This is a genomic window from Devosia algicola, assembly GCF_028816455.1.
Lineage (GTDB): Bacteria > Pseudomonadota > Alphaproteobacteria > Rhizobiales > Devosiaceae > Devosia > Devosia algicola.
The window spans coordinates 3395078-3410790 of the sequence record NZ_CP118246.1 but is presented as its reverse complement, the minus strand read 5'-3'; the positions used below and the strand labels follow the sequence as shown (position 1 = coordinate 3410790).

Sequence of the window (15713 nt, the reverse complement as noted above, 5' to 3'; positions counted from 1 at the left end):
TCCCGACCATGAGCACAGAACCCCCAAAGCAGCTATTGCATCTCGTCGTTGGTGGAGAGTTGTCGAACCTTTCCGAAAATACTTTTGCCAATCTCGATGAGGTCGATATTGTCGGGCTCTATCCCAATTACGCGGCGGCATATGATGTGTGGAAGCAAAAGGCCCAGTCGACAGTCGATAATGCGCACACGCGCTATTTCATCGTCCATCTGCATCGCCTGCTGGAACCGGAATCCCACAAGCCCTGACCGATTGCGGGCCTAGCCGCCGCTGAGGTGCTCGATAATTGCGGCCAAGGCACCTGGTCCGCCGATGCGTTGGCGACCAACCTCACCGAGGCGGGCGCGTTCATCACTGTTGCGTAACAACGCCCCCAACGCCTGCCCGACGCTGGCTGGATCGGCGTCGGTTACGATCCGGGCCTCTCCGAACAATCCCTGTTCATCGCGAAAGCGCGAACGGCGGTCGCGGGCGTTAACAAATGTGATGGCGGGTTTACCCAATCCCAGTGCTTGAACCGTCGCGGTTCCGGCCTGCGACAGGACAATGTCCGAAGTTGCCAGCAGATTGCCCATCGCGCCGCCACGCGCCATGTGCACGGTCAAATCGCCGTCCGACAATTCACCGACATCGCTCGCCTCCCCGGTCAGCATTGGCGTGCGCTGCAATTTGGCGGCGCGGGCCAGATCATCAACCTTGACGCTCCCGGCCAGCGCCAGAAAAATATCGGGGCGCTCGCCAGGCGGTAGTGTGCGCAGCGCGTTGATCTGCACGGCAAAACTTTCGCCGGTCAGGGCCCGACTGCCCGGCAGCAGGGTCACCGCATGTGGCCGCGACCGGCGCGCGCCCGCGTCATAATCGCCGCTGGGGACCGTATCCATCATGATATTGCCGACGCAGCGTGCGTCGACGCCCTTGTCTTTGAGGAGCGCCTCCAGATTGGCAGCACGGCAAAACACCGTTTTACAACTGCGCCGGATGGCCATGGCTTCGAGTGGCGAGTATAGCCGCGCCGCGCCGGTCTTATAAACATCCAGATAGGTCAGATCGCCGACGCCGGTTAACACACAACCGAGCACCCCGACCATGTCACCCACCACAATGACGCGGTCATAGCGCCCCCGGATTTGCCGCAAAAAGTGCAGGGCCGGCGGAATGACGGAAAGCCCACCGGTGGCAATATCCTTGCGCAACGATCCTTTGACATTGCGCCAGCCTTCGGAGGCAAGCGCTGCACGCGGCCCCACGATTGGACAGATATGGGCATAGGCATTGCCGGCCCCGATCATCGGGTAGGCTTCGGCCCTGATATTGTCGGGCAAGGCCTTGATCAGTGCCGCCGCAATCCAGTCCTCGCCATGTCCATTGGAAATGACCAGAAAGCAGCGCTGATCAGCTTTGTCGGTCATGGTCAGTTCTGGCCGCGTCCAAACCGCTCAAAGGCTTCTGCCGCTGCTACCGCATCGATATAGGCTTCCTGGCGATCAACGCTCCAATAGAACAGTTCATCGAGTGGAATGGGCTTGTCGGTAATGGCACAGCGCACGAATGAGCCGGGTTTGAGCACCACATAATCGGCATCGAGGTAGCGGACCGTTGCCTGGGTCGGGGCAAAGCCCTTTTCAAATATGTTCATCGCTCGATCCTTGGTCGCCCCCTTGGGCATCTTACCGGCTATGGTGGGCCTTCAAAAGAGGCTTTTCTGTTCGCCACTTTCAGGCCCCGAACGCATCTTCTTTTTGCTCGTCACCGGGGCGCCCGATACCGTGACGCCAATATCGCCATCGGTGAATGTGACATTTAGCGCGTCACCCGGATCAAGCGCTTGTCTGGAGCCGACCAGATTGCCCTGCGCATCGCGCACCAGCGCATAGCCGCGCGCCAGAACGCTTGTATAGCTTAGCGACGCCAGCAATTTTTCGATTGCCCCCAGTTGCTGGCTGCGTTCACGCAACTGGCGCACAATTGCAGGCGACAGCCGCGCCGCCAGCGGGCGCAAATGGTTTTGCGCCTGTCGCAGTTCATTGCGCAAGCCGTTGGGCGACAGTTTTCCGGCCACCCTGGCCAATTGCGCGGCCTTGCGCTCCAACAGCGTTCTCTTGGCGGGCAGCAGTTTTTGCGCCACCGGATCAAACAATAGCCGGGTGCGATCAACCGATTTACGCAGGCCGGTTTCGCCGCGTCGGCTGACATTGACCAGCCGTTCGGACAATTCGCCCGTGCGTCGGGTCAGCAGCGACGGATTGTGGCGCGGCTTGAGCCGCTCGAACTGGATGGCTTTTGCCTGACTGGCGTGACGCAGTCCACTCAAGAGATTGGAGGACGCGTGATCAAGCCTTTGGCGCTGGGTTGCCACCAGATCGCTGGCCCGCGGCAAGCCAGCGATTGCCGCCCGCAGCCGGTCCCGGGCGCTTGTCGCTTGCCGTCGCGTGGCATGGCGCTGGCGCTGCCCCAGATCCTCGACATAGCCAATCAGTTCGGCCCGCACCGGCACCGCTGCTTCAGCCGCCGCGGTCGGGGTGGGTGCACGCATATCCGATGCATAATCGATAAGGGTGGTGTCGGTTTCATGCCCGACCGCTGAAATGATGGGAATGGTGCTGTCGGCGGTCGCGCGCACCACGCTTTCCTCATTGAACCCCCAGAGGTCTTCAATCGAGCCGCCACCCCGCGCCACAATCAATAGATCCGGCCTCGGGATCGGCCCATCGGTGCTCATGGCGTTGAACCCGGCAATGGCGTTGACCACTTCGGGCGCACAGGTGTCCCCCTGCACCCGCACCGGCCACACCAGCACGTGGGTCGGGAACCGGTCATCGAGCCGATGCAGAATGTCACGGATCACCGCGCCGGTCGGCGAGGTGATGACCCCGATAGTGCGCGGCAGATAAGGCAAGGTCTTCTTGCGCTCGCGGGCAAACAGCCCTTCGGCCAGTAGCTTCTTGCGTCGCTCCTCCAGCAACGCCATGAGCGCACCGGCCCCGGCGGGCTCGATATTGTCGATGACGATCTGATATTTGGACGAGCGCGGAAATGTGGTCAGCCGCCCGGTGGCAATGACTTCGAGCCCTTCTTCGGGCTTGAAGCTCAGTTTGGCGTAATTGCCCTTCCAGACCACCGCGTCGATGGCGGCGGCTTGATCCTTGAGGGTAAAATAGGCATGGCCCGAGGAATGCTGGCCGCGAAAGCCGGAAATTTCACCGCGCACCCGCACATAGCCAAATGAATCCTCAACCGTTCGTTTGACCGCCTGGGCGATCTCGGAGACGCTGAATTCACTGGCGTTGGTGTTGGGTGCTTCCATAGACTGTAGGTGCCTGCTCAGACCATTGGCGTCAAGGGTGGCGAGATGACAACACCCATGCTAGAGGGCCGCATCGAGATAAACGAGGGCTGGGCATGCGCGTATTATTAATCGGATCGGGTGGTCGCGAGCACGCTCTGGCCTGGAAAATCACGCAATCGAAAAGCCTTGACCAATTGTTCATCGCCCCCGGCAATGGCGGCACCCGCGATCTTGGCGAAAATGTCGCGCTCGACATTACTGACCACAAGGCCATCACTGATTTCTGCAAACTGATGGCGATTGATCTTGTCGTTGTCGGTCCCGATGCACAGGTGGTTGCCGGGCTTGGCGATGATGTTCGCGCAACCGGCATTGCGTGTTTTTGCCCCAGCAAGGCCGCGGGCCAGCTTGAAGGCTCCAAGGGCTTTACCAAGGCGCTGTGCGACGAGATGAACATTCCCACTGCCGCCTATGGCCGGTTCGACAACGAGGCGGCAGCGCTTGGCTATCTCTACCAGCAGGGCGCCCCCATCGTGATCAAGGCCGACGGGTTGGCTGCCGGCAAGGGCGTCACCGTTGCCATGACCATCGAGGAAGCCGAAGCGGCCATTATCGACTGTTTCGGCGGTGCCTTTGGCGCTTCGGGTGCCGAGGTGGTGATCGAGGAATTCATGGAGGGCGAGGAAGCCAGCATTTTTGTGCTGTGCGATGGCAAGGATACCCTACTGCTGGCGACCGCGCAGGATCACAAGCGCGCCTATGATGGCGACACTGGGCCCAATACCGGCGGCATGGGTGCCTATTCGCCCGCTTCGATCATGACCGAGGCTTTGATCGCCCAGACCATGGCCGAAATCATCGAACCCACGGTGCGCGGCCTGGCAGCCCGCGGCACGCCCTATCAGGGCGTTCTTTATGCCGGGATCATGCTGACCGGAACCGGCCCGAGGTTGGTTGAATATAATGCCCGGTTCGGTGATCCCGAAACGCAGGTGCTGATGATGCGGCTCAAGTCGGACCTGCTTGAGCCTGCTGTTGGCCACCGCGACGGGAAAACTCTCAGGCCACACCGCCCAATGGCGCGATGAAGTGGCGCTGACCGTGATCATGGCGACAAAGGGCTATCCCGGCAGCTATGGCAAGGGCAGCGAGATTGGCGGGGCGGACGCGCTCGATAGCGAGACGATTCAGTTGTTCCACGCGGGAACCCGATATGAGGGGAAACGTTTAGTTGCCAATGGCGGGCGCGTGCTCAACGTGACCGCGCTGGGGGCGAGTGTTTCAGAGGCACAGCGCCGCGCATATGAGGCGCTGGAGAAAATTGACTGGTCCGAAGGATATTATCGACGCGATATCGGCTGGCGCGCCATCGCCCGCGAAGCCGAAGACCAACGGCCTTGAACCATTCCTAAACCTTGCGGGCCTAAATTTGTTTCGGTCCAGCGCGGACGAGACGTCGGCCAAACGCCCTTTGACGCCGCTGCAATTGCGCGGCATGGCACTGGCGCGTAAGCTGGCACAAAAGGGTAAGGAGCCAGAGCGCAAGGTGAGCACGTCGGGGCCAAGGATTGGTGTGGCATTTGGCGGCGGCTCAGCGCGTGGGCTGACCCACATTCCCTATATCGAAGCGATGGATGATCTGGGCATCAAGCCAGCGGTCATCTCGGGCACCTCGATTGGCGCGCTGATCGGGGCCGGCTGGGCCAGTGGTATCAGCGGCAAGGATATTCGCGAGCATACCCTTGAAGTTCTGGGCACCATGCGCACCATTGCCGGAAAATTGTGGGCAGTGCAGTTGCGCGGTCTGGGCGCCATTTTCAAGAACGGCATATCGATGCAGGCTCGACGCGACCTCGATTGTCGATGCGTTCATTCCGCCGGGCTTTCCCGAGGAATTCAAAGACCTCAAAGTGCCGCTCTATGTAGTGGCCACCGATTTCCAGTCCTGGCATCAGGTGGTGTTCAACAATGGCCAGTTGCGCTCGGCCATCGCTGGCTCGATTGCCATTCCGACCCTGTTCAAGCCGGTCAGCTATGCCAATCACCTGCTGGTCGATGGGGGCGTCGTCAATCCGCTGCCGCTGGATCAGGCCGATATCGACACCGACTTTTTGATCGGCATCGACGTCAATGGCGATCCTTCCGAAGGCATTACCAAGACCGATCACCGGGCGCTCGACATCTGGTTCGGCTCGGCCCAGATCATGATGCATTCGCTGACCGCCCACATGATGGCCGCCTATCCGCCCGATGTTTATGTGCGCCCCCATGTTGCCGATTTCGGGGCGCTGGAATATTGGCGGGCGCGCGAAATCATCAGTCGGGGCGATGCCGACAAGGAGCGCTTCAAGCGCATTCTGGATCGCAAGATCGAGGATTACATCGCCGAGCGCATTCCGGTCACCGGTTCCAAATAGACCGCCGCCTCAGCGCCGCAAACTCTTGAAAAACTGCTGCAACAGCGCCGTTGCGCGTTGCTCGCCAATGCCCGACAGCACTTCGGGCGCGTGGTGGCAGGTCGGCTGGTCAAACAACCGCACCCCATTTTCAACCGCCCCCGCCTTGGTGTCGCCCGCCCCGAAATAGAGCCTGCGCAGCCGTGTGTGGGCAATGGCGCCCGCACACATGGCGCAAGGCTCCAGCGTTACATAAAGATCGCACCCGTCCAGCCGCCCGCTGCCGCGCGTTGCCAGCGCCTGGCGAATGGCCAGCATTTCGGCGTGGGCCGTGGGATCATTGAGCGCCCGCATTTGGTTGCGCGCACTGGCCAACAGCCGCTCCCCCTCCATGATGACAGCGCCCACCGGCGCTTCGCCATTGGCCGCGGCCTCTTCGGCCAGGGTCAGCGCCAGTTCCATCGGTGTCTGATCGGTTTTTCGCATGGCTCGTGTGGTAATCGGGCCTGCCGCGAAGGGCAAGCGCTCAGACAAGCGGCACCCGGCGGCGCTCGGCGCCCACAATGGCAATGGCAATGCCGCCCAAGATCACGATCGAAGCCACGATCAGCCGCGCACTCAGCACTTCCCCGAACAATAGCGCCGCCCCCAGCGCCGCAATGGCCGGCACGCTCAGTTGCACCACCGCCGCCCGCGTCCGGCTTAAAAATGGCAGCGCCGCATACCAGATGGCATAGCCCAGCCCCGAGGCAATCGCGCCCGAACCAATGGCCAACAATACGCCCGCGCTGGTCGGCGGATGCTGGACAATGCCCCAGATCGCCATGATCAGCGCAATCGGGGCCAGCCGCACAAAGCTGCCGGCGGCATCGGCCAAGGGCCGCGCCGATCCCCGCCCCAAAAGCGAATAGCCAGCCCAGCTTAGTCCCGCGATCACCATCAAAAAACTACCCAGCGGATCGGGGGCGGAAAGCCCCGGTGATACCAGATAGACAAAGGCGGCAAGCGCAATGGCAATCCCCAGCCATTCAATGCCCCCCGGCCGGTCGCCCGTCCATACGGCGCGGGCAATCATGCCAAATTGCACGCTGACAAACAGAAGTAGCGCCCCCGTGCCGGTGCTGAGCAGCGCATAGGCCAGCGAAAAGGCAATGGCATAACCCAATAGCGCGCCCGCCTGTTGCCAATTGCCCAGCCGCGGCACCGCCCGCCAGCTTTTCGGGGCCCGCAGCGTAACCAGAAGCGCCAGCATGATCGCCCCCGATACCAGCCGCACCCCGGCAAACCCCACCGCATCCATCGCCCCACTGCCCAGCGCCTGCCGCGTCAAAACCGAATTGGCCGCAAACGCTACCATGGCCAGACAGGTCAGCGCGATTGTTCTTGTCATGTTTGCGCTTTCGGGTTGGGGGGCATGAATTTTAGAAGTTGCCGAATACTAGGAGCCTGCCTTCAGATCCATGTAACCGACACTACATTGTCCGCCAAAGAGGCTCGGTGGATTTTCTATAGAAGTTCTTGGGGAAATTTAGTGAATAACCTAAAAGCATTACCTGTTAATCTAATAATGCTTTCAGTTGCCGACTCCTCACTTGTGCGCGATCGTTGGTCCATGGCTAGCTTTATCACGGGCGACATTTTTGTTCGGACCCCACCCTCCCAAACGTTGAGGGCGTGGGAACCATATTGGGATTGCGTTAGCATACTTTTCCTTTTCGAAAACTCCGACATCGTGGATAGAAACGAAGAACTGCCTGAATGGCGACTTCACTGGATTTCAGGAATCGCGCTTTTAAGGACTATTGGCCACGTCCTCGCTAAGGTCGACTCTCAATATTCCTTGACCCATGCAGCCATAGTCGCTGGCTTTTGGGCGACATTAAAGGCCGACCGGCAGTCCTCGGACATATTTTGGAACTTCATCGAGGAGGAAAGAAACAACATTTTAAAGACGTACACGTTCGGTGCAAAACTCAGTCGGAGCGAAAACGGCTATTTCATCGAATTTGCCGATGGCCAAGATGCTTTCCAACTGTTCCGCGAAGCCCTCTATTGGTGGAGGTACCATTTGGAACTGCTTGAGAGGGAACTGCAAAAGTAGATAGTCCCGATCCGCAAACAGCGGACGGTGGCTCTTAAAAAGGGGGAGCCTATGCCAATTCGAAATATCAACCTAAACGACCTCCAAATTAACAAGGCGAACGACCGGCACGGCGAGTTGGAGAGCGAACCGATGGCAATTGCGTGGCTTTTTAACCATCGCGAGGCGCATATGCGGAACCTTGCAAAAGATATTACCGAAAAGGGCCGAATTTTCGAGATTCCGCTGGTCAGTCCTCAGGGCAACAAGTTCACTGTATTTGACGGGAACCGACGCATCACTTGCCTCAAGTTACTCAATGAGCCCAGAAGAGCGCCCACAGCCGAACTTCAGACCTTTTTTGCTAAGCAGCGATCGCTGTTCACAGGGACTTTTCCCAAACAGGTTGAATGCCAAGTGGAGACAGACCCCCACCGCGTCGATGAAATCTTGTTCAGACGACATACTGGAACGCAGAATGGCGTCGGACAGCTGACGTGGGACGATCGCATGAAAGCCACTTTCGTCGGGCGAACCGGGCAAGGTAGTGGAATAAATGTCTCGGACGAGATTGAAAAGCTGCTCAAAGAAGCCGGTAAGCTTCCTAAGAAAAAGATACCGCGCTCGACGATGAACCGGTTATTGTCAGCCGAGCCGTTCAGAAATCGACTTGGGTTTAGCGTGAGCAAGGGGCGCTTCGAGTTTACCCACAACGAGGCTGCGTCGGTTGACGCAATGGCGAGGGTCGCAAGCGACTTGTCAGAAAAAAGCTTGTCCTTGCCCAAGTTTGGGATGTGGACGGCAAGCGCGCCTACCTTGACAGCCTTGATCGTGAGGGCGTCCTTCCCACGGCCCATCATTCTCTACCTGCTACTGTAAGAGGAACAAAAAACACGACGGGCAAAGTTAAACCCGGCAAACCACCCAAACCAACGCTTCGAACAACGCTAATTCCGCATGTCGATTATTCACTCATCTGGCCCGGCCGATTGCAGCGACATCACCAAGTTTGGGAGGAGCCTTCAATTTCACCTAGAGTTGGCAAAGCACCCCAACGCGATTTCGGTGATGTTCCGTGTCCTACTCGAACTGGCAGTCGAGAACTATATTGTCCAGAAGCAGGTACCTATCAACGATCAGGACAAACTAGCTGCGCGTCTTGAAAAGGTTGGTAAACACTTGGCCGCCGCAGAAAAGTTGGACAAAAAGCAGCTCGGGGTGTTAACGAAATTCAAACAGTCAGACAAGCTCATATCTGCAGATACGCTGAACCGCTACGTACACTCCCCAAATTTTGCGCCATCGCCGGAGCATCTCGCATCCATGTGGGACAGCTTATCTTATGTCATTGTACAATGTTTGCAGGCATAGGAACCGCGTCAATATCTTGGGCCGTTTCCCGTTGTCGGTCAGCATCGTGCTTCCGACCAAGCAGGGTGCCCCCCAATAGAACCCATGCCCCTCCCGATAGTATCCGCTATCAATTGAGAGCCTCTTTGCTGACAATCGTGTCCGCTGAGTCTCCCCTCTCGGTGTCACCCCGGGCGTGACCCGGGGTCCATTGTGAGATATTCCCGCCCTCACGGCGGGTTGGTGCATATCATGATGGATTCCGGCCTCCGCCGGAATGACCCGGGGCGGGTAGAAGGTCAGCGACCCGCCAAAACCACTCCTGCCCCCAAGCAAAACTTATCCCCACCGCCAAAACCTCCCCCATACTAGCCTCACTCCCCACGCGATTGCGGGGTCGCGACGAACGGTCCGTGGGAGAGCAGATGGGAGGGAGGCGGTCGCGCGCTCCTGGGTCCGTGTGACGGGTTTGTCCGGCAAGGCCGGAACAAAGCGCTCCATAGTCCGGAAAGCCCATCACATGCGGCGAGACCAGTCTCGCACTTAAAAATCACATGAGGCCGGTTCTCGCCGCATGTGGCAATCTTTTTAAAACCGCCGGTTTGCGCCGGGCGGGCATTTGGTCGTGGGCAAAATGCAAAGCGGGTCGGAAACCGTGTGGCGATCCCCTATGCTGGCGCAAAGGAGAATCGCTGCATGCCGATCCGGCAATTACCTGATGATCTGATCAACCGCATTGCGGCGGGCGAAGTCGTTGAGCGCCCCGCAAGCGTTGTCAAGGAACTGGTCGAAAACGCCATCGATGCAGAGGCCAGCCGCATTGTCATTACCACCGCCGGGGGTGGCAAGAGCCTGATCCGCATCGAGGATGATGGCCACGGCATGGATGCGCGCGATCTGGTGCTGTCGGTCGAGCGGCACGCGACCTCCAAATTGGGCGACGCCGCGCTTGACGATATTCGCACCCTTGGTTTTCGCGGCGAAGCGCTGGCCTCCATCGGCTCGGTGGCCGAACTGAGCATTTCAACCCGCACCCGCGATGCTGAAACCGGTCTGCGGCTCAATGTCTTGGGCGGCAACAAGCATGGCCCCCTGCCCCAGGCGATGAATCGCGGCACCATCATCGAGGTCAAGAATCTCTTTGCCCGTATTCCGGCCCGGCTGAAATTTCTCAAGACCGACCGGGGCGAGACCACCGCCATTACCGACGTGGTCAAGCGTCTGGCCATGGCCAATCCCGAAGTCCATTTCGTTCTCAACGGATCGGACCGCAGCACCGCCAACTGGCCCGCTGTCACTGGCGATGGCGCGCTCGCCGGACGGTTGGCGCAGGTCATTGGCGATGATTTCGCCCGGAACGCGGTCCGTCTGGCCACCACCCGGCACGGCGTTGTCGTTGCCGGTCTGGCGGGCCTGCCCACCTATACCCGCGCCAATTCGCTCAGCCAGTTCTATTTCGTCAATGGCCGCTCGGTGCGCGACAAGGTCCTGATGGGGGCGGTTCGCGCCGCCTACGCCGACTTCACCTTCCGCGACCGGTTTCCCGTCATTGCGCTCTATCTGGCGGTCGATCCGGGCGAGGTTGATGTCAATGTGCACCCCGCCAAGGCCGAACTGCGTTTTCGCGATGCCGGTGGCGTGCGCAGCGCCGTCATTCGCGCCATCGGCGAGGCCTTGACCCACGCCGGTTTCAAGGCTTCAACCAGCGTTGCCGAAGATGTCATGGGGGCCTTTACCGCCCCCGTTTACGACAACGCCGTCGCCCCGGCCCCGGCGCTCGCCCCCGCTTCCACCGCTGGGCCAATCTCTCCCGCGCCTCTGGCCGAAACGCCGTTGGCCTATGGGTCGCGCCCCTCTGCAATCCCCGTCGAGCGCGGCTTTGCCGGGTTTACGGAGCCGAGCGGGCGGGTTGAGGAGGGCGAACCGGCGGGGCTCGTCGAATACCCGCTTGGCACCGCCCGCGCCCAGATGTTTGACAATTTCATCATCGCCCAGAATGGTGACGGGCTATTGCTGGTTGACCAGCACGCCGCCCACGAGCGCCTGGTTTATGAGCGTTTCAAGAGCCAGTTGGCGTCCGGGCCGGTGCCCAGTCAGGCCCAGCTCATTCCCGTCATTATCGAGCCTGCCCGAGGAAGATTGCGTCCGCCTTGAGGATGCCGCCGCCGACTTTGAGCGTTTCGGTCTTTATATCGAGCGCTTCGGTGCCCGCGCCATTGCGGTGCGCGAGACCCCGGCCTTGCTTGGGCAAACCGATATTGAGGGGTTGATCCGCGATCTCGCCGACGGGCTGGCCGAGTGGGAAACCACCACCGCACTGAGCGACCGGATGGAAGCCATTATCGGGCGCATGGCCTGCCATGGCTCGGTCCGTTCGGGCCGCCGCCTGCGGGTCGATGAAATGAATGCGCTGTTGCGCGATATGGAGGCGACGCCCCATTCGGGCCAGTGCATTCACGGCCGCCCGACCTATGTCGAACTCAAAAAGCGCGACATAGAAAGGCTGTTCGGGCGGACGCGCTAGCCTTATTGAAAGACGCTGGCGCCCCGGTCGGCCACGCCCACCAGACTGCGCATGCCCGCGAACAATTCGCGCCCCATGCCGAAATGCTGGGGCCGCAGATCCTCGGTGGCCGGGGTGCGTGAGAAGAATTCGCGCTCATCGCCCAGGAATTGCAGCGTTCCTTCATTGGCATCGAGCCGGATCATGTCGCCGTCGCGGATCTTGGCAATCGCGCCGCCATCCATGGCTTCGGGCGTCATGTGGATCGCCGCCGGCACCTTGCCCGACGCCCCCGACATCCGCCCGTCGGTCAGCAGCGCCACCTTGAAGCCGCGGTCCTGCAACAGCCCCAGCGCCGGCGTCAGCTTATGCAACTCCGGCATGCCAATCGCCCGCGGCCCGGAAAACCGCACGACAGCGATCAGATCGCCCGTCAGTTCACCCGCCTTGAACGCTTCCTGCAAGCCCTCCTGCCCATGAAACACCCGGGCAGGCGCTTCAACTACCCGATGCTCGGGCTTGACCGCCGACACTTTGATCACCGAGCGACCAAGATTGCCGGTCAACAGCTTGAGCCCACCCGTTGGCTGGAACGGCGTCTTTGCCGAAGCCAGAACCTTGGGTAGCGCCGACTCCTTGGGCGCCGGTTCAAAGCTCAACTTATCCTCGATCAGTTTGGCTTCGACACAATAGCCGGACAGGCCTGTGCCCCAAACCGTCTTGACGTCTTCATGCAGGTGGCCGGAGCCAAGCAGTTCCTGAATGAGAAAGCCCATACCACCCGCCGCGTGGAAATGGTTCACGTCAGCAACGCCATTGGGATAGACTCGTGCCAGCAACGGGGTGGCATCGGACAGATCGGACATGTCGTCCCATGTCACCGTCAGCCCTGCCGCCGCCGCAATGGCGATCAGGTGCATTGTGTGGTTGGTCGACCCCCCCGTCGCATGCAACCCCACAAGGCCGTTGACGATGGCCTTTTCGTCGATGACGTGACCGACCGGGGTATAATTGTTGCCCTGCGCCGACAACGACAACGCCCGGCGCGTCGCTTCCTGGGTCAGCGCATCGCGCAGCGGCGTGCCCGGATTGACAAAACTGGCGCCCGGCAGATGCAGGCCCATGATTTCCATCAGCATCTGATTGGAATTGGCGGTGCCATAAAAGGTGCAGGTTCCTGCCGAGTGATACGATTTCGCCTCAGCCTCCAGCAGGCTCGGCCCGACCCACCTTGCCTTCCATATAGAGCCTGGCGAATGCGCGATTTTTCATCATTCGGCAGCCCCGAGGGCATTGGCCCGGCAGGCACGAAAACAGCTGGCAGGTGCCCAAAGGTCAGCGCGCCAATCAGCAATCCCGGCACGATCTTGTCGCAAATGCCCAGAAAAACGCCAGCATCAAACATATTATGGCTCAGCGAAATAGCCGTCGCCATGGCAATGACATCGCGGGAGAACAAACTCAGATCCATGCCCGGCTGCCCCTGGGTTACCCCGTCGCACATGGCTGGCACGCCGCCTGCAACCTGCGCGGTAGCACCAATTTCGCGTGCAGCTGCCTTGATGATGTCAGGGTAGCTCTGGTACGGCTGGTGCGCTGACAACATGTCATTGTAGCTGGTGACGATACCCAGATTGAGCGTCTTGTTACCCGCCAACGCAGCTTTTTCGGAGGGGCTGGAGGCGGCAAAGCCATGGGCGAGGTTACCGCAGGAAAGTCGTGAGCGATAAACGCCGGCTTCCTTGGCGGCATTCAGTCGATTGAGATAGTCGCGACGCGTTTCACGGCTACGGGCCGCGATGCGGTCAGTTACGTCCTGAATGGCTTTTTGCACGGTCATGATTGCTCCTTTCACGGGCGGCTGGAGCGGCCGGGGCGATCAATTGGGGATCGCCCCAGGAGCCTAAGGCGCCCAATAGACGGTTACAGGCTTTCCGGCGCGCAATACGGCTCGAATGGGCATGTCTTCAACCGGCCCATCGCCGAGGGCGACTTCGAGCACCTTGGCCTTTTCATCGCCCTCAATGTGTAGATAAAGCGCGTCGGTATCGAGTAGATATGGCAATGTCAGGGTCACGCGTGGCTCGCCAGCACCTGGGGCCTCAATGGCCAAGGCCGGTCCCTCACTGGAGAGCGCCTGGCTCAATGTGTTGCCGCCGGGAAAGAACGACGCGGTGTGGCCGTCGGTCCCCATGCCCAAAACTACAGCCGAAAATGGGCGTGGCAAATCGGCCAGTAACGCGTTGGTGCGCTCGATGGCGGCAGCGTCGGGTGTTTGACCACCAGTATAAAGCGGCAAAAAACGCGCTATTGCTGCGGGGCCTTGCAACATGCGCTCATTTACAAGCATGGCGTTGGAGCGGTCGCTGGTCTCACCGACCCAACGTTCGTCCACCAAGGTAACAATGACCTTGGACCAGTCTATGTCCTTGTGCTTGCCAAGGGACGCAAAGAACCGGACCGGAGTCGATCCCCCCGATACGGCAATCGCGGCTACGCCGTTGGCCTCGATCGACGTATTAATGTGGCTGGCAACATTGCTCGCCAACTCCTTGGCGAGTGCCAATCGACCCTCGAAACTGCGCCGGTCAATGCTCACGTCAGTTCGTCCTCATGCCAGGTGCGACCATCCCGCTCGATCAAGGCTATCGAGGCTGTGGGCCCCCAGGTGCCAGCCGTATATATCTGGGTTGGATCGGACGAAGCCTCCCACGCCTCGCGGATTGGATCGACCCACTTCCATGCCGCCTCAAGTTCATCGCGGCGCATGAACAGGGTCTGATTGCCTCTAATCACGTCAAGCAGCAGGCGCTCATAGGCTTCGGGCGTACGTTCGGCGAAGGTCTGGGCAAAGCTCAGATTGAGCGGCACCTCGCGCAAGCGCATGCCACCGGGGCCGGGATCCTTGATCATCATCATCAGTTTGACGCCCTCGTCGGGCTGTAATCGAATAATGAGCCTTATTGGATCGCGGCGCCCCTTCGGCGTGATCAAAGATCGAATGAGGAATGGGTTTGAACTGGATGCAGATCTCGGACACCCGCTTGGCCATGCGCTTGCCGGTGCGCAGATAAAAGGGCACGCCCGCCCAACGCCAATTTTCAATCTCCGCTTTGACCGCGACAAACGTTTCCGTGCGACTCCCTTCTTATCGTCGGGCAGTTCGTCCTGATAACCGTTGACCGACACGGTTTCCGAGGAAATACCGCGATATTGGCCGCGTACGGTCATTTTCGAGACCTCGCCATTGGCTATTGGTTTGAGCGAGCGCAGGACCTTGAGTTTTTCATCGCGCAAGGCATTGGCATCGTCCGATGCCGGTGGTTCCATAGCCACCAGGCACAATAGTTGCAGCATGTGATTTTGGATCATGTCGCGCAAGGCACCCGACTCGTCATAATAGCCGCGCGTGCCTGCACCGACAGTTTCGGCCACGGTTATCTGGACGTGGTCGATATGGGCAGAGTTCCATATCGGCTCGAACAGCATGTTGGCAAATCGCAACGCCAACAGGTTCTGGACCGTTTCCTTACCGAGGTAATGATCGATGCGATAGACCTGATCCTCACGGAAAATCTTGGCGACGCCATCGTTAATTTCCACCGACGATTCCAGATCGTGGCCCAAGGGCTTCTCGATGACAACGCGTGAATCACGGCGATAGAATTTCTTCTTGGCCAGATATTCCGCTATCGGCTCAAACAGATTTGGCGCTACAGCCAGATAAAAGGCACGAACGATTTTGGGATCTTCACGCAACGCTCCCTTGAGATCGCCCCAGCCTGCCTCATTGCTTACGTCATTGACGATGTAGGAGAAGATCGAGACGAAACGGTCGATAACCGCCTTGTCGTGATATTCCTTGCCGACAAATTCATTGACGGAGGTGCGTGCTACCTTCTGGAAATCCGCGTCGCTCAATTTTGAACGCGATACCCCGATAATCCGGGATTGTTCGTCGAACTGACCGTCCTTGAAACGATAATAGAGCGCAGGAATGAGCCTTGCGCCTGGTCAAATCGCCCGTGGCGCCGAACACAACATAATCAAATGGCTGGACTGGAATAATACGGCTGGACACGATAGAATAGTCCCTTC

General features: G+C 59.5%; 12 protein-coding genes and 5 pseudogenes. 8 read left to right on the top strand and 9 right to left on the bottom strand.

Translation table 11 applies throughout. The features are described 5' to 3' along the window. The first annotated feature begins 8 nt into the window (after nt 1–8). Nucleotides 9–248, top strand: a complete 240-nt coding sequence (locus PSQ19_RS18170) for a DUF4170 domain-containing protein (RefSeq protein ID WP_282218896.1) — start codon at nt 9–11, stop codon at nt 246–248. Between the two features lie 12 nt (nt 249–260). Here PSQ19_RS18170 and PSQ19_RS18165 read toward each other — a convergent pair whose 3' ends face one another. Genes PSQ19_RS18165 through xseA form a run of 3 tightly spaced genes read right to left on the bottom strand, consistent with a single transcriptional unit; the run spans nt 261 to nt 3304 of the window. Continuing rightward, entirely contained in the window at nt 261–1409 is a 1149-nt protein-coding gene (locus tag PSQ19_RS18165) for a glycosyltransferase family protein (RefSeq protein WP_282218895.1), read from the bottom strand. A gap of 2 nt (nt 1410–1411) precedes the next feature. After that, entirely contained in the window at nt 1412–1636 is a 225-nt protein-coding gene (locus tag PSQ19_RS18160; RefSeq protein ID WP_282218894.1) for a DUF2093 domain-containing protein, read from the bottom strand. Between the two features lie 51 nt (nt 1637–1687). Further along, complete coding sequence (gene xseA, locus PSQ19_RS18155; protein ID WP_282218893.1) at nt 1688–3304, bottom strand: exodeoxyribonuclease VII large subunit; 1617 nt, start codon at nt 3302–3304, stop codon at nt 1688–1690. 95 nt (nt 3305–3399) lie between these two features. On the opposite strand from xseA, the pseudogene purD reads away from it, so the two are divergent. Continuing rightward, nucleotides 3400–4687, top strand: a pseudogene (gene purD, locus PSQ19_RS18150) (phosphoribosylamine--glycine ligase). Next, nucleotides 4590–4973, top strand: a pseudogene (locus PSQ19_RS20090) (patatin-like phospholipase family protein); the annotation flags it as partial. The pseudogenes purD and PSQ19_RS20090, both read left to right, overlap by 98 nt. Here PSQ19_RS20090 and PSQ19_RS18145 read toward each other — a convergent pair. Beyond that, nucleotides 4878–5159, bottom strand: coding sequence for a hypothetical protein (locus PSQ19_RS18145; RefSeq protein WP_282218892.1), 282 nt, complete (start codon nt 5157–5159; stop codon nt 4878–4880). The pseudogene PSQ19_RS20090 and the gene PSQ19_RS18145 overlap by 96 nt on opposite strands. A 37-nt stretch (nt 5160–5196) precedes the next feature. On the opposite strand from PSQ19_RS18145, the gene PSQ19_RS18140 reads away from it, so the two are divergent. Beyond that, entirely contained in the window at nt 5197–5703 is a 507-nt protein-coding gene (locus PSQ19_RS18140; protein ID WP_282218891.1) for a patatin-like phospholipase family protein, read from the top strand. 9 nt (nt 5704–5712) lie between these two features. Here PSQ19_RS18140 and PSQ19_RS18135 read toward each other — a convergent pair whose 3' ends face one another. Both PSQ19_RS18135 and PSQ19_RS18130 read right to left on the bottom strand, forming a co-directional pair. Beyond that, nucleotides 5713–6168 carry a nucleoside deaminase gene (locus PSQ19_RS18135; protein ID WP_282220745.1) on the bottom strand — a complete coding sequence of 152 codons (456 nt, stop codon included), beginning with the start codon at nt 6166–6168 and terminating at the stop codon, nt 5713–5715. Between the two features lie 40 nt (nt 6169–6208). Next, nucleotides 6209–7072 (bottom strand): DMT family transporter, encoded by an 864-nt coding sequence (locus PSQ19_RS18130; RefSeq protein WP_282218890.1) that lies wholly within the window; start codon nt 7070–7072, stop codon nt 6209–6211. A 141-nt stretch (nt 7073–7213) separates the two neighbouring features. Here PSQ19_RS18130 and PSQ19_RS18125 point away from each other — a divergent pair, with 141 nt between their 5' ends. The 4 genes and pseudogenes from PSQ19_RS18125 (at nt 7214) to mutL (ending at nt 11636) form a co-directional block, all read left to right on the top strand. Continuing rightward, complete coding sequence (locus PSQ19_RS18125) at nt 7214–7783, top strand: hypothetical protein (protein WP_282218889.1); 570 nt, start codon at nt 7214–7216, stop codon at nt 7781–7783. 51 nt (nt 7784–7834) lie between these two features. After that, nucleotides 7835–8641: a hypothetical protein gene (locus PSQ19_RS18120; RefSeq protein ID WP_282218888.1), complete on the top strand. Its 807-nt coding sequence runs from the start codon at nt 7835–7837 to the stop codon at nt 8639–8641. 78 nt (nt 8642–8719) lie between these two features. After that, entirely contained in the window at nt 8720–9133 is a 414-nt protein-coding gene (locus PSQ19_RS18115; protein ID WP_282218887.1) for a hypothetical protein, read from the top strand. A gap of 675 nt (nt 9134–9808) precedes the next feature. Further along, a pseudogene (mutL, locus tag PSQ19_RS18110) lies at nt 9809–11636 on the top strand (DNA mismatch repair endonuclease MutL). A gap of 2 nt (nt 11637–11638) precedes the next feature. On the opposite strand, the pseudogene edd reads toward mutL, so the two are convergent. The 3 genes and pseudogenes from edd to zwf form a co-directional block, all read right to left on the bottom strand. Beyond that, nucleotides 11639–13455: pseudogene (edd, locus tag PSQ19_RS18105) on the bottom strand (phosphogluconate dehydratase). Nucleotides 13456–13518: 63 nt separating this feature from the next. Continuing rightward, complete coding sequence (gene pgl, locus PSQ19_RS18100) at nt 13519–14214, bottom strand: 6-phosphogluconolactonase (RefSeq protein ID WP_282218886.1); 696 nt, start codon at nt 14212–14214, stop codon at nt 13519–13521. After that, nucleotides 14211–15696: pseudogene (gene zwf / locus PSQ19_RS18095) on the bottom strand (glucose-6-phosphate dehydrogenase). The gene pgl and the pseudogene zwf overlap by 4 nt, the downstream one beginning before the upstream one ends. Between the last annotated feature and the right edge of the window lie 17 nt (nt 15697–15713).